A 21,630-nucleotide genomic window follows, 5' to 3' on the forward strand; every position below is an offset into this window, starting at 1 on the left:
TCACCTCACCGGTGACGGCTCCACGCCGCCCAGAGGGCGGCGTACCGTCCGCCCGCGCTGCGGAGTTCGTCGTGCGTGCCCTGCTCGACGATGGCGCCGCGCTCCATCACCAGGATCCGGTCGGCCCGGGCGGCCTGGCTGAGACGGTGTGCGACGACGAGGGCGGTGCGCCCGGCGAGCGCGGCCTGCGCGGCCTCCTCGAGCAGGTCGGCGTCGGCGCTGTCGGCGTCGGCGGTGGCCTCGTCGAGGATCGCGACGGGCGGGTCGAGCAGCACGAGGCGGGCCAGCGCGAGCTGCTGCTCCCGCTGCGGGGTGAGCGCCTGTCCGCCCGCGCCGACGACGGTGTCCAGCCCGGCATCGAGCAGGGACACCCACTCCCGCGCGCCCACCCGCTCCAGGGCGGCGTGCAACTCCGCGTCCGACGCCGACGGCGCCGCCATCCGCAGGTCCTCGGCGAGCGAGCCGGCGAAGACGTGGACGTCCTGCGTGAGCAGCACCGGCGCAGCGGAATCCGGCAGCGTCGCGAGGTCGGTACCGCCGATCCGCACCACTCCGGCGTCGGGCACGTGCACGCCCGCGATGAGCGCGGCGAGGGTCGTCTTCCCCGCGCCCGACGTGCCGACCACGGCCACCGTCTCCCCCGGTTCGAGGCGCACAGTCACCCCGTCGAGCACGCGGCGCCCGCCGCCGTACCCGAAGGCGACCCCGTCGACCTCGACGCTGGGCGGCTCGCCGCGCGCGTCCACCACGCCCGACGGTGCCGGTCCCGATGCCTCGTTGTCGGCCACCCCGATCACCCCGACGATGCGGGCGAGAGAGGCTCCGGCGGACTGGATGTCGTCCATCACCAGCAGCAGCGCGCCGATCGGCCCGAACAGGCGCAGGAACAGCAGCATCGCGGTGGTGACGGCACCGACGGTGACCAGGTCCCCGTCGACGAGGGCGAAGCCGAGCACGAGGATCGCGGCCATGCCGACGAACTCGGCGAGGTTGACCCGCCCGAAGAGCCGGTTCTGCACGATCCGCGCGCGCATGGTCCAGCGCACGACGCGCCACGAACCGTCGCTGACCCGCAGGCTCGCGCGGTCCATGAGGTCGTAGGCGTGCACGGTGGGCAGGCCGCGGATCGACCCGAGCATGTGGTGCGCCCGCTCCGCCATGGCCGCCCGCTCGGAGCGGTAGACCGGCGGCGCGACGCGCACGTACATCCGCGCGCCGAGTACGTAGACCGGGAGCACCACCACGACCACCAGCAGGAACCGCCAGTCGAGCGCGGCGAAACCGGCGACGGTCACGGCGACGGAGAAGCCGGACCGGGCGAGCGCGGGCACGCCGCGGGAGATGGCCTGGCTGACCGCGCCGACGTCGTCCGTCGCGCGGGAGACCAGGTCGCCGGACCCGGCCTCCTCGACCCGCGACTGGGAGAGTCGCAGCGCCGCACCGACCATCGACTCGCGCAGCCGGGCGAGCGCGGTCTCGAAGACCTGCGCGGAGAGGGCGATACCGAGGCCGGTGAACACCGCCGAGGCGATCGCGGCGGCCGCCATGAGACCGCCGATCCGCAGTACGTCGGGGTAGCCGCCGCCGTCGATCGCGACGTCGACCATCGCGCCGAAGCCCCACGGCACGGCCAGCCCGAGGGCGGCGCCCACGAGCAGGACCACGAACACGAGGGCGAGGGCGCCGCGCTTCCCCGCGAGCAGGCCGCGGGCGAAGCGGAAGGTCTCCGCCCCGTCGGCGATCGGCAGGGCGCCGGTGGTGCCGGTCGTGGTGGAGGCGCTCATGCGCGGACCTCCGCTCCGGCGGGGCTGACGGTGAGCACGGTGTCGGCCGCGGCGATCAACGTCGGGGAGCCGGTGAAGACGACGGTGGCGAGGCCCTCGCGGGCCGCGCCCAGCCGGTCGGCGATCGCGGCCTCGGTGACGGAGTCGACCGCGCTGGTCGGGTCGACGAGCACCAGCGTGCGGGTGTCGGTGGCGAGCGCGCGGGCCAGCGCGACGCGCTGGCGCTGGCCGCCCGAGAGCAGCCGGCCGGCCTCGCCCACGGAGGTCTGCAGCCCGTCCGGCAGGACCTCGAGAACGTCGTCGCAGGCAGCGGCGAGCAGCGCGGCCGCGATCCGGTCGGGGGCGCCGCCGGCGGCGACGTTCTCCTCGACGGTGCCCTCGAACAGGGTGGTCGCGTGCGGCGCGACGCGCACGGCCCGCAGCGCCACGGGCTGAGTGAGCGTGTACAGGTCGGTGCCGCCGACGGTGACCCCGGCGCCCGGCCGCGGCGCCCCGGACCGCGCGAGCAGCGCGGTCGCGGCGGCGGTGGTCTCGGCGCCGCACACCACGGCGGTGACCCCGGTGGGCGGGAACTCCAGGTCGACGACGCCCTCGCCCGCGGGGACGCCGGAGAGCCGCACGGGCACCTCGTCCCCGTCGTGCGCGTGCAGCACGCCCTCGTCGCGCGCGAAGGGCGCCTGCAGCACCATGAGCACGCGCTTGGCGGAGGCGTTGCCCGCCACCCAGAACTTGCCGAAGTTGGTGCCCATGGCCTGCAGCGGCGCCATCACCACCTGGGTGAGGCCCACGACGGTGATGAGCTGGCCGACGGTGAGGTCGCCGTGCACGGTCTGGACGCCGGCGAGCACGCCCACGAGCACCACGAAGGCCGCGGCGACGGCCTCCATCGCGCCCACGTAGGCGCCCTCGGAGCGGCGCGCCTTGATGACGGCCGCGAGGGCGCGGGCGCTCGCCGCCCGGTACCGACGGTCGGCCTCGGCCTCGGCGTGCATGCCCTTGACCACGCGGAATCCGGCGACCAGGTCGGCCGCGGACCCCGCTGCCTCGCCGGCGGCCCGCTGCTCGGCCTCGCTGCGGGCGCGCAGGGCGCCGCCCGCCTTGTCGAGGCACCACAGCATCGCGGGCGCGCCGAGCAGCACGAGCAGGCCCAGCTGCCAGGAGATCGACAGGAGCACGACGCCGCAGAAGACGATCGCCGCGAGCTCGCCCACCGGGTAGAGCCCGAGCGCGACCGACATGGCGAGGCGCTGCACGTCGGAGGTGGCGATGGAGAGCAGCACGCCGGGCGAGTGGCCCCCGCCCAGGCCGCGCGGGTCCAGGATCCGGTCGGTCACCTGGGTGCGCAGCCGGTGCTGCACGGTGTTCATGCCGAGGAAGCCGATTCGCGAGCCGAACCGGAAGCTGAACGAGAGGAAGGCGAACAGGACCGCGAGCACGAGGACCCAGCGGATCGTCGCCGCCCAGTCCCCGGTCTGGATGGCCCGGTCGATCGCGAGGCCCATCACCACGGGCACCAGCGCCTCGCCGACCTGGTGGCCGATGATGAGCAGGCCCGCGGGCAGCGTCCGCGACGGGTTGCCGAACATGGTGCGCAGCACCAGCTGCCGCGGCGTGGTGTCGGCATCGACCGCGAGCGGCCGGTGGTCGGGCTGCTGCTCGGGCGCCTCGAAGAACACCGGCAGCCGGCTGCCGGTCCAATCCGCCACCCTCAGCTCCGCGCGGACTCGGTGAGCCGGAACGGGCCCAGCACGGTGCGCAGCTTGTTGCGGGTCTCGGCCAGCTCGGCCTGCGGATCCGAGGCCCCGACGATGCCGCCGCCCGCGTAGGCGCGCAGCCGCGCACCGTCGAGCTCGGCGCACCGGATGCTGACCCGCCAGTGCCCGTCGCCGTTCGCGGCGGTCCAGCCGACGGCGCCGGCGTAGAAGCCCCGCTCGCCCTCGATGTCGGCGATCGCGCGGGCGGCGGTCCGCCGCGGGAAGCCGCAGACGGCGGGGGTGGGGTGCAGCGCGAGCGCGAGGTCGAGCGCGCTGGTCGCGGGGTCGGCGAGCCGGCCCTCGATCTTGGTGCCGAGGTGCCACACGGGCCCGGCCCTCGTCACCGACGGTGCGGCGGGCACGTCCAGTTCCGCGCACAGCGGCGCGAGCGCGGCGGCGATCTCGTCGACGACGTAGGCGTGCTCCTCGCGGTCCTTCTCCGAGTCCAGCAGGCCCTCGGGCGTGGTCGCGGTGCCGGCGAAGGGATGGCAGAAGACGGTGTTGCCCATGCGCCCGACGAGGATCTCCGGGCTGGAGCCCACGAGCCAGCGGCCGCGGTAGGCGTCGCCGGCGGCGGCGAGGTCGACGGCGAAGGCGTTGCCCTCCAGGTCGCGCTGCTCGAGCGCGGCGGCCACGGCGAGCGGGTCGAGCGGCGCGGCGGCCTCGAAGTCGACGGCGCGCGCGAGCACCACCTTCTGCAGCTCGGAGTCGTCGATGAGCTCGATGGCACGGCGCACCCGGTCGACGTGCTCGGCCGGCTCGGGGTGCTGGGCGGTCTGCGTCAACGTGGGCAGCTCGGCGGCCGTCCCGGCGGGAGCCGCGGCCACGTCGCCGAAGTGCTCCGGCACCGTCAGCGCGGCGGGATCGGCCAGGTCGAAGGGCAGCGCGCCCACCACGGCGGGGACCGTGCCGGCCCGGAGCGCGGCGGCCGCGGCGTGCGGGTCGGTGAACGCCCCCGCGCTGCCGCGCGCCGCGAGGCGCTGCCCGGCGGCGGTCAGCAGGAAATGCGGATGGTCGCTCTCCCCGCTCGTGCTCGCCGTCATCGCAGTGCCTCCAGAACCTTGTCCGTAGTCTCCACTCTGCCGCATCGGCCCGCCACATAGGTGAGCGCGTTGGCGTGATCCTCGGCGGAGAAGTCGGCGACGGCGTCGCGGACCACGTAGGGCTGCACGTCGCGCATGAAGGCGTCGAGCGCCGTGGTCATGATCCCGATGTGGGCGTAGATGCCCGCGATGACCAGCTGATCGCGGCCCCAGGCCCGCATCCGCTCGGCGAGATCCGACTTGGCGAAGGCGCTGTAGCGCCACTTGGTGAGCAGAACGTCGTCGTCGGCCGGAGTCAGCTCGCCGATGATGTCCTGGTTGGCCGTCTTGAGGCCGGGGCCCCAGAAATCGGTGAGCAGCGCGCGCTCCTCGGGGTCCTGGTCGCCGGGCTGCGCGGTGTACACCACGGGCACCCCTGCGGCGCGGGCCGCGGCGCGCAGCGCCACGATGTTCGGCACCACGGTGCGCAGCGGCTCCGCGTCGCGCTCGAACGGCCCCACGAAGTGCTCCTGCATGTCGTGGATCAGCAGGACGGAGCGCGCCGGGTCGACGGTCCAGTCGACGGTGTCGGGGCACTCGATCTCGGGCAGGTCGTAGACGACCGTCTTCGGCAGGCTCACAGCTTCTCCTCGTCCTTACGCCCGACGAGGTCCGCCAGCGCGCGCCGCAGTTCGCGGCGACTGATCTTTCCGACGCCCGTCGTGGGGAATTCGTCGACGAACTCCACCCGGTCGGGCACCTTGTACTCGGCCACGCCGCGGGCGCGGACGAACTTCTTCAGCTCGGGCACCGTGGGCCGCTCGCCCCCGGTCAGCACCACCGCGCACGTGCGTTCCCCGAGGAACTCGTCGGCGACGGCCACGACGGCCGCGTCGATCACCAGGGGGTGGGCGATGAGGTGGTTCTCCACCTCCTCGGCGGCGATCTTCTCGCCGCCGCGGTTGATCTGGTCCTTGGCGCGGCCCTCCACCACGAGGTGCCCGCTCGGCAGCCGCCGCACGATGTCGCCGGTGCGGTAGAAGCCCTCGGCGTCGAAGGACTCGGCGTCGACGCCGCCCAGGTAGCCGCGGATCGTGTACGGCCCGCGGGTCCACAGGAGCCCGGCGTCGCCCTCCGGGACGGGCGCACCGTCCTCGTCGAGGACGCGCACCTCGTCGTCGGGCGAGATGGCGCGGCCCTGCGTGCCGAGGACGAGCTCCTCGGGGTCGTCGTCGCGGGTGTAGTTGACCAGGCCCTCGGCCATGCCGAAGACCTGCTGCAGGCGGCAGCCGAGCTCCGGGGTCACGCGCCGCGCCGCCTCGGGCGGGAACTTCGCCCCGCCCACCTGCAGCACGTCCAGGCTGCCCAGGTCGGCGGTCGTGCCGGGCACGGCCTGCAGCCACAGCATCGCGAGCGGCGGGACCAGCGACGTCATGGTCACCTTCTCCGCCTCGATCAGCGGGAAGGCCTTCGACGGTGCCGGGTCCGTCCCGAGCACGACGGTGCCGCCGGCCCACAGGACGCCGAGGATGCCGGGGCTGCTCATGGGGAAGTTGTGCGCCACGGGCAGCACCACGAGGAAGCGTGCGCCGGGCGCCAATCCGCAGATCTTCGCGGACTCGCGGACGGAGTAAAGGTAGTCGGCGTGGGTGCGCGGGATCAGCTTCGGCACACCGGTGGTGCCGCCGGAGAGCTGCAGGAACGCCAGGGATTCCGGGTCGACGGTGACCGGTGCCCCGTCCGCGACGTCACCCGCGAACGGCAGGTCGTCGACGACGAGGATCTCGGCGCCGGTCTCCGCAGCGACCTCGGCGGCCAGCGCACGGTGGTCGAAGCGGTTGATGGTCGCCGCGGTGATCATGGCCTTCGCGCCCGACGTCTGCACGAAGTGCACGAGCTCGCTGCGGCGGTGCGCGGGCAGCGCGAACACGGGGACGGCGCCGATCCGGAAGAGCCCGAACAGCACGGTGACGAACTCGGCGGTGTTCGGCAGCTGCAGTACCACCCGATCGCCTGCGGCGATTCCCGTGGCGCGCAACCCTGCGGCGGTCACGGCGGCCGCCGTGTCCAGCTCGCGGTAGCTCAGTCGCACCGCGGCACCGGCGACGTCCTGCGCAACGAGCGCCTCGGCGTCGCCGAAGCGTTCTGCTGCCTCGGCCAGGAAGGACGCGAAGGTCTCGTCGGTCCAGTGGCCCGCCGCGCGGTAGCGCGCGGCGAACTCCTCCGGGAAATAGCGGGTCTCGGTGCTGGTCATACGGTGGCGCCTCCGTCGACGGTGAGTACCTGCGCGGTCACGTGCCGCGCATCGGGCGAGAGCAGGTAGTCGATCGCACCGGCGATGTCGTCGGCGTCGGCGATGCGCCCCAGGGGGATCCCCAGCCGGTGCCGCGCCAGGTCGCCCGCGATCGCGGCCTCCGCGGCGGCGGCGCCGCCGAAGGCGGTCTGCATGGGCGTGGCGGTGGAGCCGGGCGCGACCACGTTGATCCGCACGCCGCTGCCCGCGAGCTCGAGGGCGAGGGTCAGGGTCGCGCTGTGCGCCGCGGCCTTCGACGCCCCGTAGGCGCCGAGGCCGACGCGCGGGCCGTTCCCGGCGTTGGAGCCGACGACCACGGCGGCGCCGGCGCCGCGCTCCGCCATCCGTCGGGCGGCGGCGGTGAGCACGTGCACGGTGCCGGTGAGGTTCACGGCCAACGCGGCGGCCCAGTCCTCGGCCGCGGTGTCGAGAACCGGCCCGGCGACGAGGATTCCCGCGCAGTGCGCGAGCGCGTCGACGGGGCCGCCCGCCTTCTCGGCGGCGTCCAGCGCCGCGGCGACGGCGTCGGCGTCGGTCACGTCGAGGACGTGCGAGGTGGCGGTGCCGCCCGCGTCGGCGACGGCGCGGGCGGTCGCGACCAGCCCGTCGGCGTCGCGGTCCGCGAGGGCGACGGGGCCCCGCCGCGCGAGCCGCAGGGCGGTCGCTGCGCCGATCCCGGAGGCTGCGCCGGTGATGAATGCGTGCATGTCTGCGTCCCCCGGGTCAGCCGAGATAGGCGCCGGAGTCGCCGAGGATCTTGGCGGCGGGATGCTCGGCACCGTCGGCGGTGCGCACCGTCTCGACGATCAGCGCGGGGTTGCCACCGCGCCAGGAGTCCTGCCCCGCCACCACGGCGATGCCGTCACCGTCGGGCACGCAGACGCGGCCCGGGGTGCCCCCGTACCGCTTGGTGGACACCGAGGCGCCGGTGATCGCGAGCCGCTCGCCGCGGAAGACGGTGTGGGCGTTCGGGTACGGATCGGACTGCGCGCGGATGAGCCGCTCGATCGCATCGGCGGGCCACGACCAGTCGATGGCGCTATCGGCGTCGGAGCGCTTGTGGAAGTAGGTCGCGGCGGCGGGATCCTGCGGGATCGGCTGCGCCGTCCCGGCTTCCAGCTCGCCGAGCGACCGGGCCACGAGCGGGCCGATCAGGTCGACGGTGCGATGGAACAGGTCGACGGTGCGGTCGTTCGGGCCGACGGCGACGGACTCCTGGGCGATGATGGGCCCGGTGTCGAGGCCCTCGTCCATGAGGTGGGCGGTGACGCCCACGTGGGTCTCGCCGTTGATGAACGCCCAGATCAGCGGCGAGAAGCCGGCGTACTTCGGGAGCAGCGAGTCGTGGATGTTGAGGGTGCCCAGGCGCGGCATCGAGTAGATCGACTTCGGCAGCCAGGTGCGCCAGTTGTTGGCGACGATGATGTCGGGCTCGGCGGCCGAGACCGCCTCGAAGAGGGCCTCGTCGGGCTTCTTGGCGAGGTGCACGGGCACGCCGCGCGACGTGGCGAGCTCCTCGACCGAGTCGTTCCACATCATCTCGTACGGGTTGTTCGAGACGGGGTGGGTCACGGCGAGCGCGACCTCGTGGCCGGCATCGAGGACGGCGGACAGTGTGCGGTGGCCCCAGGTCTGGAAGCCGAAGGTGACGACGCGCATCATGCTCCCTTCGCGACGGTGGTCAGGCGGGTGTCGGCGGCGAGTCCGTCGAGGATCTCGCCAGCGCGGACGGCGACGTTCGACAGCAGCGTCGATCCGAGGCCGTGGGTGGATTCGGTGGCGCCCTGGACGTACAGGCCGTCGAGCGGCTCGCCGTCGATGGTCAGCACGTAGTCGCGGCCGACCTGCATCCGCTCGGGCGCGACGTCCCAGCCGGCGAGGACGTCGGAGACGCCGATGGAGCGGAAGCCGGTGGCGCACACGACGGCCGAGTAGTCCTCGCCGGTGGTCTCGCCGGCGATCCGGTCGCGCAGCGTGACCCGCACGCCGGTGTCGGACGCGACCGCCGAGGTCACGACCGTGGCGGGGCGCATCAGCAGCCGACGATGGCCGCTCACCTTCTCCTGGTACTCGACGGCGTAGAGCTCGTTGATCAGCTCGATGTCGACGCAGCCGTAGTTGGTGGTCGCGTGCCGGGCCATCAGCTCCTCGCGGACGTCCGCGGGCGCGTCGTAGAAGTCGTCGACGGCGTCGGGATCGAAGACCCGGTTGGCGTACGGGCTGTCGTCGGCGGGCTGGAAGCCGTAGGAGTTGTAGACGCTCTCCACCACGGCGTTCGGGTAGCTCCGGTGCAGGTACTGGGCGACCTCGGCCGCGCTCTGCCCGCCGCCCACGACGAGGAAGCGGTGCGGCGCTTCGACATCCAGGTCGGCCGCGGCGAGGTGCTCGAGCAGCCGGTGGTTGTGGAACAGGCGCGGGCCGGCGGCGGCCCACTCGGGCAGCCGCTCGCGCAGTCCGGTCGCCACCACGACGGACCGGGCGCGCAGGGCGCCGTCACCGTCGGGACCGGTGAACCGGACGAGCCATCGCGCACCGTCGACGGCGCCGTCCACGCGCTCGACGGCGGTCACCGTCGTGCCGTAGTCGATGCGGGCGGCGACGCTCTCGGCCACCCAGGAGAGGTAGTCGGTGAACTCCACCCGGGTCGGGAAGAAGGTCTGGTGGTTGATGAAGTCGACGAGCCGGCCGCGGGCCTCGAGGTAGCTCAGGAAGGTGAACGGGCTGCGCGGGTTGCGCAGCGTCACCAGATCCTTGAGGAAGGCGATCTGCATCGTGGCGCCGTCGAGGAGCATGCCGGGGTGCCAGGCGAAGGCGGGTTTGCGTTCGAGGATCGTCATCGACAGCGGCGGCAGGCCCGTCCGGTTCCGCTCATCGAGGGCCGCGGCGAGCCCCAGATTCGACGGTCCGGCCCCGATCCCGACCACATCGGCGATCGCGTGCTGCTGTCCCATGTATCTCCCTCGTCGACTATCTAGATAGGATAGGCATACCTGAAAGTAGAGACCATTCGCCAGTCGTGCGAACGTCTGTGTCCATCGACACAGGCGCCCTTCGAAGAGGAGAAACCGTGTTCGGGTCATCCCGCATCACTCGCACCGCCCTTGCCCTTGCCGCCGCTACCGCCCTGGTCACGGGCGCCGCGGCGTGCGGATCCGGCTCGTCGACCGACGAGCACGCACAGCACGACGCGGGCTTCCCCGTGTCGATCACCTCCGCGCTGGGCACCACCGAGATCAAGGCCCGCCCGGAGCGCGTGGTCACGCTCGGGTGGGGCAGCACGGAGGCCGCGATCGCGCTCGGCGTGACGCCCGTGGGCATGCGCGACATGTCCTCGGAGCTCGGCAAGGACGCCGGCGGGATCATGCCGTGGGTGCAGGAGAAGCTCGGCGACGCGAAGCCGGTCCTGCTGCCGGAGTCGAGCAAGTCGCTCCCTCTGGAGCAGATCGCGGCCCTCAAGCCCGACGTGATCCTGTCGGTCCAGGCGGGCCTGACCGCGGACCAGTACGCGCAGCTGAGCAAGATCGCGCCGACGGTCGCGCAGCCCGGCCGCAACTGGCAGACCTCGTGGCAGGACCAGACGACCCTGGTCGGCAAGGCGCTGGGCCGCGAGGCCGAGGCGAAGACGCTGATCGCGGACACCGACAAGCGCATCGCCGAGGTCAAGGCCGCGCACCCGGAGTTCGCCGGCAAGACCGTGGCGGCCGCCAGCGGCACCACCCCCGAGAGCCTCAACTTCTACTTCGACACCGACCCGCGGGTGATGCTGCTGCAGAGCTTCGGCTTCACCGTGCTGCCCGAGCTGACCGCCCTGCGCGAGGCCACGCCCCCCGGCAAGTTCGCCGCGCCGGTGAGCTGGGAGAACGTTCCGAAGTACAACGCCGACGTGCTGACCTCGTGGTACCTCGACCCCGCCAAGCGCGAGGCCACCGAGGCCAACCCGTCGTTCGCGAGCCTGAAGGCCGTGCAGCGCAAGTCCTATGTCGCCCTGACGGATCCGCCGCTCGTGTACGCCGTCAGCTCGCCCAACGTGCTCGACCTGCCGTGGCTCCTCGACCGCTACGTCCCCGCCCTGTCGGCCGCGGCGAAGAACGCGGGCTGATCCCGCGCGGCGCCGCCGGGCGGCTCCGTCCGGCGGCGCCACCGCGTCACAGCCCCGCGGCCTCGAGGGCCTGCTCGTAGAGGTCCGTCGCCTCGTCGCGGGACTTGCCCGCGGCGAGGGCGTCGGCGAAGACGGCGCGCAGCTTCTCCTCCCCCGCGGCCTCGAAGCGCTTGGTCCACGCCTCGGCGTCGTGCCGCCAGTACCCGACGACGTCGGCGCGGTCGCGCGCCCACCCGAGGCCGCGCACGTGCTTCTTCGCAGCACGGGTGTCGGCCGCCTCCCCGGCCAGCCAGAGGTAGCCGTCGGCCGGCAAGTCGACGGTGCGGAGCACCTCGGGCAGGCGGCTGGGCGCGGCGCCGTTGCCGCTGCCGATCACCTCGATCACCTCGGTACCGGGACGCTCCGGGAGGTAGGCGATCTCGCTGCGGTCGAGGACCTCGGCGATGACGGTGACGTCGACGCCGGCGGGAGTCTCCTCCAGGATCCGGGCGAGCGCGGGCAGCGCCGCGAGGTCGCCCGCGAGCACGTGCCGCGTGGCCTCGGAGGCGGGGTCGTACCAAGAGCGGGGGCCGGCGGCCAGGAGCCGCCAGCCCGGGCGAGCGGCGCGGAACCAGTCGATGGCGGGACCGTGGCCGTGCTCGGCCACGTCGACGAGCATGCGGCGGGTCGCCGGATCGTAGGCGCGCACCGAGTAGTTGCGGTGACCCAGGCTGCGCTCGGGATCGGCGATCTCCCAGCCCCCGAGCGCGCCGGGGTCGTCGGAGGGGCGGGCCGTCAGCTCGGTACCGTCCGGCGAGAAGTAGAAGGCGATGGACTCGTCACCGGGCGCGATGGGGACGTAGCCCCCGGCGGTGCCGTCGCCCACCTCGAACTCGAGGCGCAGCAGGTTCTCCGCGACCTGCGCGGTCGCGGTGAGGGTCAGGACGAAATCGTTCCACTTCATGGTTCACTCCGGTCGGTCGGGCCGCGGCGCGAAACGCGCTCGCTCCGCGGCGAACAGGACGGCGGTCTTGTGCGGGAGCTCGATGACGCCGAGCCTGGTCATGCCCAGCGCGGCGCTCACGCCGACGGCGGCGGTGTTGCGCGCGTCGGGTTCGGTGAGCATCCGGCGACAGCGCGGCTCGGCGCGGAAACCCGCGTCGATGAGGGCCGCGCCGATGCGGGCGCCCCAGCCGTGGCCGCGGTGGGCGGGCGAGCCGATGGCGAGGTGCACGCCCACGTCGTACGGGTCGGACTCGTAGCACCGCGCGACCACGTCGGCATGGGCGCGATACAGCTCCACGTAGGCGATGTCGACGCCGCCGTGCGCGACGATCGCGGGAGCCGTGTGGCCACCGTCGAGCTGCCCGATCAGGTGGGTGCGCCAGCGCTCGCGGGGCCACGCCTGTCCCCACGCCGCCGCCACGGCCGGGGTGTTCATCCAGCCGTGCACGAGGTCGACGTCGGCGGAATCGGGGTCGACGACCCGCAGGTCGAAGCCCGGCAGGTGCAGCGCGGCGAGAAAATCGCCGATGGGCGGATGCTCGCGGCCCTCGAGCCGGCGGCCGACCGCGGCGTGGTCCAGCATGCACAACCCCCAGTAGCGAAGTGTAGGCTTACCTACCTGATCGCACCGCAGATTACCCCAAGGAGACGGTTTCCGATATGTCCACCTCCCCGCTGACCGCAGACCGCGTGCGCGCCGACGTCGCCGAGTTGCTGCAGGTCCCCGCGCAGTCGATCGCGGACGACGACAACCTCTTCGACCTGGGCCTGGACTCGGTCCGCGTGATGACGCTGATCCAGCGCTGGCGCGACGCCGGCGCCGCCGAGCTCGAGTTCCCCGACCTCGCCGAGCAGCCCGAGCTCGCCCATTGGCAGCGGCTCGTGGTCGGCGAATGAACCCGTTCGACGAGCCCGACGCGGGCTTCCTCGTCCTCCGCAACCACCTCGAGCAGCGCTCGCTGTGGCCCCGTTTCGCCGAGATCCCGGCGGGCTGGACCGTCGAGTTCGGCCCGTCCTCGCGCGAGGACTGCCGCACGCACATCGAGGCCGCGTGGACGGACCTCCGCCCACAGCGCGCCGACCTCCCCCGCTAGCCACCCACCGCCCAGGAGCCCCCGACGTGACCCTCGCAGAGGCCGCCCCTTCCCCGGCATCGGCCGGCACCGACGCACCGATCCTGCTGCCGCTCACCGCGGCCCAGCACGGGATCTGGAACGCGCAACGGCTGGAACCGGACTCGCCGTACTACGTGGTGGGCGACGTGCTGGAGATCGTCGGCGGCCGCGCGGTCGACCTCGGCGCCCTGCGCACCGCGATCACGCGCACCGTCGCGGAGGCCGGCAGCCTCCGCCTGCGGGTGGTCGAGACCGAGGACGGTCCGCGGCAGTGGATCGACGACGGTACCGTTTCCGAGCCGATCGTGGTGGACCTGCGCGGCGAGCCCGACCCGCGGGCCGAGGCCGAGGCCGCCGTGGCCGCAGAGCGCGCGCGACTGGCGGCGCATTGCACGGCGATGACCGACCGTGACCTCTTCGCCTTCCGCATCCTGCGCCTGTCGGACACCGAGGTCTGGTACACCCAGCTCGGGCACCACCTCGTCTTCGACGGCTACTCCGCCGCGATGCTCTCCCGCCGCGTCGCCGCGCACTACACGGCGCTCATCGGCGGGGCGGAGCCGCCGAAGTCCCCGTTCGGCTCCTTCGTCGAGTTCGTCGCGGCCGATCAGGAGTACCGCGCGAGCGAGCGGCACGAGGCCGATCGCGCCTACTGGCGCGACGAGCTCACCCCGCTGCCCGAACCGCCGGAGCGCCCCGGCTTCGACGGCCCGGCGAGCGAGGTACTCACCGCCCGCACGGAGCTGTCCCCCGAGATCTTCGACGCCCTGCGCCGGGTCGCCGACGAATCCGGCACCACCTGGGGCGAGGCCCTCATCGCCTGCTACGCCGCCTTCCTGCACCGCTCGCTCGGCGAGTCCGACGTGGTCTTCGCGATGCCGCTCATGTGCCGCAGCGGCGGGGTCGCCCTGCGCACCCCCGCGATGGCGGTGAACGTGCTGCCCCTGCGCCTGCCGGTGCGCGCCGACGACCGGCTGGCCGACCTCAGCGCCCGCGTCGCGGAGACCATGCGGCGCATGCGCGCCCACCAGCGCTACCGCGGCGAGGACCTCCCCCGCGACCTGGGCTCCCCCACCGTCGGGGCGCTGCTGCACGGCCGGGGCATCAACCTCAAGGCCTTCGACCTCACCCTCGACTTCGCCGGCTCGGCCGGCACGATGCGCAACGTGGCGGGCGGCCCCCCGGAGGACTACGGGCTGAGTGTCATCCCCACCGGCAACGGTGGGCTCCTGGTGGGCTTCGAGGTCGACGCTCGTTCCGCGACGCACGAGCAGGTACAGGGCCGGCTCGACGCCGTCGTCACGCTCATCACCGAGCTCGCCTCCCCCGCCGCGCCCGCGCTCGGCGAAGTGGAGCTGCTCCCCGCCGGCCTGCGCGAGACGCTGATCGAGCGGTCCCGCACACCGGAATCCGCGCACCCCGCGCAGGACGTCCCGGCCGCGCTGGAGGCGCAGGCCCGCCGCGACCCCGCTGCCCTCGCCCTCGTCCACGGCGACGACCGGCTCACCTTCGGCGAGCTCGCCGATCGGGTGCACCGCACGTCCCGGCTGCTCCGCGCAGAGGGCGCGGGCGCCGACGACGTGGTCGCCCTGGCGTTGCCGCGCGGCGTCGACCTGGTGGTGGCGATCCTCGCGGTCCTCGACGCGGGCGGCGCCTACCAGTACCTCGACCCGGCGCACCCCGCCGCCCGGCACGCCGAGCTGGTCGCGGACTCGCGGCCCGTACTCCTGGTCGGCGTCACTGGTTCCGCTGCGCCCGAGGGGATCCCGCAGCTTCGGCTCGACGATCCGGCGATCGGCGCGCGGCTCGACGAGCTGTCCGGCGCCCCGCTCAGCGAGTCGGAGCTCGCCGCGCCGCGGGACCCGGACCACCTCGCCTACGTCATCCACACCTCCGGCTCCACCGGCCGCCCGAAGGGCGTCGCGGCTCGCACCGGCGGGCTCACGAGCCTGCTGCGACACCACCGCGCGACGCTGGCCGATCTGGCGACGGCCCGCGACGCCGAGCGCCGCCTGCGCTGCGCGCACACCTATTCGTTCTCCTTCGACGCCTCCCTCGACCAGTTGCTGTGGCTGCTCAGCGGCCACGCGCTGCACCTGTACTCGACCGAGACCGCCCGCGACGCCGACGCCCTGCTGGCCGCGTACCGCGCCGACCGCATCGACGTCGTGGACACCACCCCGTCGATGGCGGCGCCGCTCATCGACGGCGGGCTGCTCGACGGCGAACACCGCCCGTCCCTGCTGATCCTGGGCGGCGAGGCGACCGGGCCCGCGCTGTGGCGCCGGATCGCGGCCGCCGGCGTGCCCGCGGTGAACGTCTACGGGCCCACCGAGGCCGCCGTGGACGCCACCACCGCGGTCGTGGCCGGGGAGACCCCCGTCATCGGGCGCGCCGTGCCCGGCACCGCCGCCTACGCGCTCGACGGTGCGCTGCAACCGGTCCGGGACAGAGAGATCGGCGAGCTGTACCTCGCCGGACCGCACCTGGCGCGCGGCTACCTGAACCTGCCCGCGGCGACCGCCGAGCGGTTCGTGGCGGACCCCTTCGGCGAACCGGGCTCCCGCATGTACCGCACCGGCGACCGCGTGCGGTGGGCCGGGGACGGTGGCTACGAGTACCTGGGACGCGGCGACGGCCAGGTGAAGATCCGCGGCTATCGGATCGAACTGGCCGAGGTCGAGACCGCTCTGGCCGCCGTGTCCGGAGTGACGAGCGCCGCCGCCGTGGTCCGCACCGACGCCGGCCGAGACCGCCTCGTCGGCTACGTGACCGGCTCGGTGACCGCCGACGGCGTCCGCGCCGCGCTCGGCGAGTCCGTGCCCGATCACATGGTGCCCTCCGCCGTGGTCGTGCTGGACGAGCTGCCGGTGACGATCAACGGCAAGCTCGACCGCGCCGCCCTGCCCGCGCCCGCCGTGCAGACCGCCGGCCGGGCGCCCCGCACCGACCGCGAGCGGCTCCTCTGCGCGGTGGTCGCCGCCGCGTTCGACGTCCCCGAGGTGAGCGTCGACGACGACTTCTTCAGCCTGGGCGGCGACAGCATCAGCGCCATCACGGTGTGCAGCGAGCTCCGAGCCCAGGGGCTCGACGTGCGACCGCGGGACTTCCTCTCCGGCAGCAGCTTCGCGACGCTGGCCGCCGGCGCCGCCGAGACCGCCGCGCTGGACGAGGGCCCCGTCGTCCCCGCCGAGGGCGAGTTCCCCGCGCCGCCGATCGTCGCCGCCCTGCTGGATCTCAACCCGGACCCGCGGGACATCGCGGGCTACGCGCAGTGGATCGCCCCCGAGCTGCCCGTCGGGGCCACGCTCGAGACGGTCCGGACGGCACTGCAGGCAGTCGTCGCCGCGCATCCCGCACTGCGGCTGCGTCTCTCGGGCTCGACGACGCTCACGATCGACGAGGCGGCTCCGCCCGTCGAGGTCACCGAGGGCCACGGCACCGTCGAATCCGTGGCGGCCGAGCTCGCCGCAGAACTCGACCCCGCCGCCGGTGCCGTGCTGCGCGCGCGGATCGTGCGCGGCGACGACGCCCCGGACCGGCTGGTCCTGGTGGTCCACCACCTCGCCGTCGACGGCGTCTCCTGGCGCGTGCTGCTGCAGGACCTCCCGCAGGCGCACCGGGACGCGGCCGCTGGCCGCGCGCCCGCCGTCCGCGCCGAGGCGACGCCCTGGCGCGCGCACGCCCTGGCCCTCGCCGAACAGGGCGAGCGCGGCACGTACCGAGGCGAAGTCGACCTGTGGCGGGCGACGATGGACGACGCCGAACGGCTCGGCGGGCGGCTGCTCGACCCGGCCGTCGACCGCGTCGCCACCGCGGCGGTCACCCGAACCCGGACTCCCGCGCCCCTCGCCGAGCCGGTGACCTCCGGGCTGGCACGGGCGTACCGCGCCAATGCCGAGGAGACGCTCCTGGCGGCCCTCGCCCTGGCGCTCCGACTGCGGCGCCGCCGCGCCGGGCTCGCCCCGCGCGCGGCCGCGGCGGTCACCGTCGAGGGGCACGGCCGCGAGCAGGTGCTGCGCTCCGCGGATCTCGCCCGGACCGTGGGCTGGTTCACCGTGGAACACCCCGTCCGCCTTCCTGTCCCGCTCGACGACGCGGAGCTCGACGACGCCCTCGCGGGCGGCGCCGCCGCCGGGCGGCTCGTCCGCGCCGTCAAGGAGGCCCGCCGCGGCGTGCCCGGGCAGGGCATCGGCTACGGCGTCCTCCGGCACTTGGACTCCGAGGCGGGGCCGCTGGGCGCCGCGCCGGACGTGGTCTTCAACTACCTCGGCCGGTTCGCCGCGCCCGACGACGGCTGGCGGCTCCCCGGCGACACCCCGTTCGCGGTGCTCGACCCGGCCACGAAGGCGCTCGAGCAGGTGCTCGCCATCAACTGCTTCGACGGCGCCGACGGGCTCACCGTCGAGTGGACCGCCGCGGGCGGCGTGCTGGACGCCGCCGCGGTCGCCGAGCTGCAGGCCTGCTGGGCCGAGGCCGTGGGCGCGCTCGCCGCGCACGCCGCGCGGATCGGGCCCGACGGTGGCGGTCTCACCCCGTCGGACCTGCCGCTGGTGACGCTGGACCAGGCCGACATCGATCACCTGGAGCAGGACGGCCCGATCGCCGACGTGCTGCCGGCGACAGCGCTGCAGGTGGGTCTCGCGTACCACTCGCAGGTGTTGGCCGAGGGCGAGCCCGACGTCTACACGGTGCAGGCCGCGACGTACCTCGACGGCCCCGTCGACCCCGACCGGATGGCGGCCGCGGCGGCGGAGCTGCTGCGCCGAGTGCCCTCGCTGCGCACCCGGCTGGGCTACACGGCCTCGTCCGACGTGGTGCAGGTGATCCCGGAGACGGTGCGCCCCGACTTCACGTTCGTCGACGTCGCGGACCGCGAGGATCCGGCGGCGGCGTTCGCCGCGGTCGCCGCGGCCGAGCAGGCCCGCCGCTTCGACCCGTCGACGGCGCCGCTCATCCGGTTCCTGCTGTGCCGCACCGGCCCCGACCGGCACCGGCTGGCGCTCACCAATCACCACTCGCTACTCGACGGCTGGTCCATGCCGATCGCGGGCCGCACCCTGCTCGCGATCTACGCGGAGCTGGGCGGCGGCCCGGCCGCACCGGCGTCGGCGCCACTCGACGGCTATTACCGCTGGCGCGCGGACCGGGACGTCCCCGCCGCCCGCGCGGCGTGGGCCGACGAGATGGCCGGCCTGGAGGCGCCGACGCTGCTGGCGCCCACCGGTTCCGGTGCCGCCGACGCCGCGCCGGAGCGCATCCTCGTCGAGCTCGACGACGACCTGACCCGCGGCCTCGCCGAGCTGGCGCGCACCCGCGGCGTCACGCTGACCAGCGTGCTGCACACCGCGTGGGGACTGCTCCTGGGCCGGCTGACCGGCCGCCGCGACGTGGTCTTCGGCTGCCCCGTCTCGGGCCGCCCGGTGGAAGTGCCCGACGTGGGCACGATGGTCGGGCAGCTCGGCGAGTCCATCGCGATCCGCGTGCGGGCCACGCCGGAGCAGCCGGTCGGCGAGGTCCTCGCCGACGTGCACCGCCGCGCCCTCGCGCTCTCCGACCACCATCACCTCGGCCTCGTCGAGATCACCCGCGCCGCAGGGCTCGGCGATCTCTTCGACACGATGGTCGTCACCGAGAACTTCCCGCTCTCCGACCGCAGCGTGCAGCCGGTCGAGCCCGGCCTCGACCTCACGGGCGTCGACATCACGGACGCCACCCACTATCCGCTCACCGTGGTCGTCCTCCCCGGCGAGCGCCTCACCCTGGGCCTGGGCTACCGCACCGACGTGCTCGCCGAGGACACCGTGCGCGCCTACGGCCGGTGGCTCACCGCGGTGCTGCGCGCCGTGGTCGCCGCGCCGGACACCCCGGTCGGGGCGATCGGCACGCTGCCGGCCGACGAGCGGGCCGCGATGCTGGCGCTGGGCGACGTGCCCCTGCGCGGCGCGTACGGGCCGCTGCTCGAGGAGTTCGGCGCGCACGTCGCCGCGACGCCCGACCACCCCGCCGTGGTCTGCGACGACGAGCAGCTGACCTACCGCGAGCTGGACGAGGCCGCGAACCGGATCGCCCACCGCCTGCTGGCCGACGGGGTGCGGCAGCAGGACGTGGTGGCGGTCTTCGCCGAGCGCGGACTGCCCTGGTACGTCGCGGTCTTCGGCGTGCTCAAGGCGGGCGCGGTGTACCTGCCGCTCGATCCTTCGTATCCCGCGGCGCGGCTGCAGTTCCTCCTGGAGGACGCGGCACCGTCGGCCGTGCTGACGTGCGGCGCGATCCCGGAGGCGACCACGGCCTCCGTGCCCGACGGGGTGCCCGTGCGCGCGGTGGACCCGTGGGACGTCGCCGGCGAGGCGACCGATCCGGCGCACGCGCGGGAGGGCCTCACGCCGGACGCCCTGGCGTACATCATCTACACCTCCGGCACCACGGGCCGGCCGAAGGGCGTCGCGGTGAGCCACCGCGGCCTGCCCGATCTGATGGCCTTCGTGATGGAGGCGCTGGGATTCCGCGCCGACGAGCGGGTGCTGCAGACCGGCTCCCCGAGCTTCGACATCTCCGTGCTGCAGGTCCTCGGCCCGCTCATGGCGGGCGCCACCTCCGTGATCGCGCCCGACGCCGTGCGCGTTCCCGGCGACGAACTGCTGGAGTACATCGAGCGGCAACGGGTCTCGGTGATCAACCTGCTGCCCTCCTTCCTGGCGGCGATGCCGGACCACGCCGAGGTGGACCCGTCGGTGATCTTCATGGTGGGCGCCGAGCGCCTCGACCCGGAGCTCGCGGACCACTGGGGGCGGGGCCGGCGCGCCCTGTTCAACTGCTACGGCCCGACCGAGGCGACGATCAACGCCGTCACCTGGCGGTACGAGCCCGACGACCCGGGCCCCCTGCCCATCGGCCGGCCGGACCCGAACCTGCCCTGCTACGTGCTCGACGAGGGGCTCAACCCGGTGGGGACGGGCGTGCTCGGCGAGCTGTACCTCGCGGGCGACTCGCTGGCCCAGGGCTACCTGCACCGCCCGGACCTCACCGCGGCGACCTTCGTGGCGAACCCCTTCGGAGAACCCGGATCCCGGATGTACCGCACCGGCGACCTGGTGGCGTGGCGGGAGGACGGCAACCTCTCCTTCCACGGCCGCGCCGACCACCAGGTGAAGATCCGCGGCCTGCGGATCGAGCTGGGCGAGATCGAGACCGCCCTCGCGCGGCAGCCCGGCGTGCGCGCCGCGGCCGTGCTGGTGCGCGGCGACCGGCTCGTCGGCTACCTGGTCCGCAACGACGGCGCGCAGCCCGATCCCGAGGCGATCCGCACCGCGCTGGGCGCGGAACTCCCCGCGCACATGGTGCCCGCGGCCTACGTGGTCCTGGACCGGCTCCCCCTGGGCCCCACCGGCAAGCTGGATCGGGACGCCCTGCCGGAGCCCGCGGCGCGGGCCGACACCGGCCCCGACCGGGAGCCCGCGACCGCGGCCGAGGCGGCGCTCCTCGCCGTCTTCCGCGAGCTGCTGGACACCGAGGAGGTACGGCTGTCGGACGACTTCACCGAGCTGGGCGGCGACTCGCTCATCTCCCTGCAGGTGGTGTCCCGGGCGCGTCGCCTCGGCTTCGAGCTCAGCGCGCGCGACGTGCTGGAGGGTCGCTCGATCGCCGGGATCGCCGCGCGCGCGGTGGAATCCGCGGCGCCGGACGCCCCGGCGGGCAGCGACTTCGAGCAGTTCCTCGACGTACTGAGGCTCGGCGGGACCGACGCTCCGGACGTCTTCACCGGGCGCCACCCTGCCAAGGTCGGCGTGCACACCTTCGGCGGCCAGATCCTGGCGCAGGCGATCGTGGCCTCGGCAACGACGCTCTCCGCCGCGGCCCTGCCGCTGCACGCCGCGCACACCCACTTCGTCGAACTCGGAACGGTCACGGAGGATCTCACCTATCGCGTGACCCGCCTGCGCGACGGCCGGACCACCGCGAACCGGCAGGTCACCGTCGAACAGGACGGACGGATCCTGGCGGTCATGACGCTCGCCTACCAGGCGGACGCCTCGAACCCGCTGGAGCACACCGAAGCCGCGCCGGCGGCCGGCGATCCCCTGGCCCTGCCCACGATGGCGGAGCGGTTCGCCGGGCACGAGTCGCGGCTGCGCGCCCTCGTCGACGCCTCGCACCCGATCGAGATACGGTTCGCGTCGGATCCGGTGTGGGACAAGCGGGACGCCGAAGGCGCCGATAGCCGGAACCTGGTGTGGATGCGCGCCGACGGTGCGCTGCCCGACGATCAGGTGCTCCACGACGCCGCCCTGGCGTGGGCGTCCGACCTCACCGTGCAGGACCCGATCATCGCCCGGCACGGCCTGGCGTGGGGGTACGACCGGGTCGGCGCGGCGACGCTGAACCAGTCGCTCTGGTTCCACCGGCACACCCGGTTCGACGAGTTCCACCTGCTGGTCGTGGACTCCCCCGTCGCCCGCAGCGGCCGGGGCCTGTCCACCGGGCACTTCTACGCCGGCGGCGAGCTGGTCGCCACGGTGACCCAGGAGGCGATGGTGCAGGTGCTCCCGGACTGACCTCGGGGAGCGGGAACGCGAACA

Annotated in this window: 14 protein-coding genes; 4 read left to right on the plus strand and 10 right to left on the minus strand. The window is 74.2% G+C overall.

What is annotated here, in order from left to right:
- Window positions 1–5: 5 nt before the first annotated feature.
- From LB823_RS02600 to LB823_RS02635, 8 genes are read right to left on the minus strand one after another with little or no spacing between them, the layout of a single operon-like run.
- The gene (locus LB823_RS02600) at window positions 6–1,784 is read right to left on the minus strand and encodes an ABC transporter ATP-binding protein (RefSeq protein WP_224645214.1); all 1,779 of its coding nucleotides are present in this window, start codon (window positions 1,782–1,784) and stop codon (window positions 6–8) included.
- Window positions 1,781–3,490, minus strand: coding sequence for an ABC transporter ATP-binding protein (locus LB823_RS02605; protein WP_224645215.1), 1,710 nt, complete (start codon window positions 3,488–3,490; stop codon window positions 1,781–1,783). Before LB823_RS02605 ends, LB823_RS02600 begins: the two co-directional genes overlap by 4 nt.
- 2 nt (window positions 3,491–3,492) lie before the next feature.
- Window positions 3,493–4,581 carry an isochorismate synthase MenF gene (locus LB823_RS02610; RefSeq protein WP_224645216.1) on the minus strand — a complete coding sequence of 363 codons (1,089 nt, stop codon included), beginning with the start codon at window positions 4,579–4,581 and terminating at the stop codon, window positions 3,493–3,495.
- Window positions 4,578–5,201 (minus strand): isochorismatase family protein, encoded by a 624-nt coding sequence (locus LB823_RS02615; RefSeq protein ID WP_224645217.1) that lies wholly within the window; start codon window positions 5,199–5,201, stop codon window positions 4,578–4,580. Before LB823_RS02615 ends, LB823_RS02610 begins: the two co-directional genes overlap by 4 nt.
- Window positions 5,198–6,814, minus strand: a complete 1,617-nt coding sequence (locus tag LB823_RS02620) for a (2,3-dihydroxybenzoyl)adenylate synthase (protein WP_224645218.1) — start codon at window positions 6,812–6,814, stop codon at window positions 5,198–5,200. Before LB823_RS02620 ends, LB823_RS02615 begins: the two co-directional genes overlap by 4 nt.
- Complete coding sequence (locus tag LB823_RS02625) at window positions 6,811–7,560, minus strand: SDR family oxidoreductase (protein ID WP_224645219.1); 750 nt, start codon at window positions 7,558–7,560, stop codon at window positions 6,811–6,813. Before LB823_RS02625 ends, LB823_RS02620 begins: the two co-directional genes overlap by 4 nt.
- 16 nt (window positions 7,561–7,576) lie before the next feature.
- Window positions 7,577–8,512, minus strand: coding sequence for a methionyl-tRNA formyltransferase (locus tag LB823_RS02630; protein WP_224645220.1), 936 nt, complete (start codon window positions 8,510–8,512; stop codon window positions 7,577–7,579).
- The gene (locus LB823_RS02635; protein WP_224645221.1) at window positions 8,512–9,804 is read right to left on the minus strand and encodes a lysine N(6)-hydroxylase/L-ornithine N(5)-oxygenase family protein; all 1,293 of its coding nucleotides are present in this window, start codon (window positions 9,802–9,804) and stop codon (window positions 8,512–8,514) included. The genes LB823_RS02630 and LB823_RS02635 overlap by 1 nt, the downstream gene beginning before the upstream one ends.
- Before the next feature lie 116 nt (window positions 9,805–9,920).
- Here LB823_RS02635 and LB823_RS02640 point away from each other — a divergent pair, with 116 nt between their 5' ends.
- On the plus strand, window positions 9,921–10,952 hold the full coding sequence (locus tag LB823_RS02640) for an iron-siderophore ABC transporter substrate-binding protein (protein ID WP_224645222.1): 1,032 nt from the start codon (window positions 9,921–9,923) through the stop codon (window positions 10,950–10,952).
- A gap of 46 nt (window positions 10,953–10,998) precedes the next feature.
- Here the strand turns inward: LB823_RS02640 and LB823_RS02645 are convergent, their stop codons facing one another.
- The gene (locus LB823_RS02645; protein ID WP_224645223.1) at window positions 10,999–11,895 is read right to left on the minus strand and encodes a siderophore-interacting protein; all 897 of its coding nucleotides are present in this window, start codon (window positions 11,893–11,895) and stop codon (window positions 10,999–11,001) included.
- Between the two features lie 3 nt (window positions 11,896–11,898).
- Window positions 11,899–12,519 (minus strand): GNAT family N-acetyltransferase, encoded by a 621-nt coding sequence (locus tag LB823_RS02650; RefSeq protein ID WP_224645224.1) that lies wholly within the window; start codon window positions 12,517–12,519, stop codon window positions 11,899–11,901.
- Between the two features lie 77 nt (window positions 12,520–12,596).
- Between LB823_RS02650 and LB823_RS02655 the strand changes: the two genes are divergently transcribed.
- From LB823_RS02655 to LB823_RS02665, 3 genes are read left to right on the plus strand one after another with little or no spacing between them, the layout of a single operon-like run.
- A complete protein-coding gene (locus LB823_RS02655; protein WP_224645225.1) occupies window positions 12,597–12,833 on the plus strand; it encodes a phosphopantetheine-binding protein in 237 nt (78 codons plus the stop codon).
- On the plus strand, window positions 12,830–13,030 hold the full coding sequence (locus LB823_RS02660) for an MbtH family protein (RefSeq protein WP_224645226.1): 201 nt from the start codon (window positions 12,830–12,832) through the stop codon (window positions 13,028–13,030). Before LB823_RS02655 ends, LB823_RS02660 begins: the two co-directional genes overlap by 4 nt.
- 26 nt (window positions 13,031–13,056) lie before the next feature.
- Window positions 13,057–21,606 carry a non-ribosomal peptide synthetase gene (locus LB823_RS02665; protein WP_224645227.1) on the plus strand — a complete coding sequence of 2,850 codons (8,550 nt, stop codon included), beginning with the start codon at window positions 13,057–13,059 and terminating at the stop codon, window positions 21,604–21,606.
- Window positions 21,607–21,630 lie beyond the last annotated feature (24 nt).

Origin of the sequence: Tsukamurella sp. M9C (assembly GCF_020169415.1) — a bacterium.
Lineage (GTDB): Bacteria > Actinomycetota > Actinomycetes > Mycobacteriales > Mycobacteriaceae > Tsukamurella.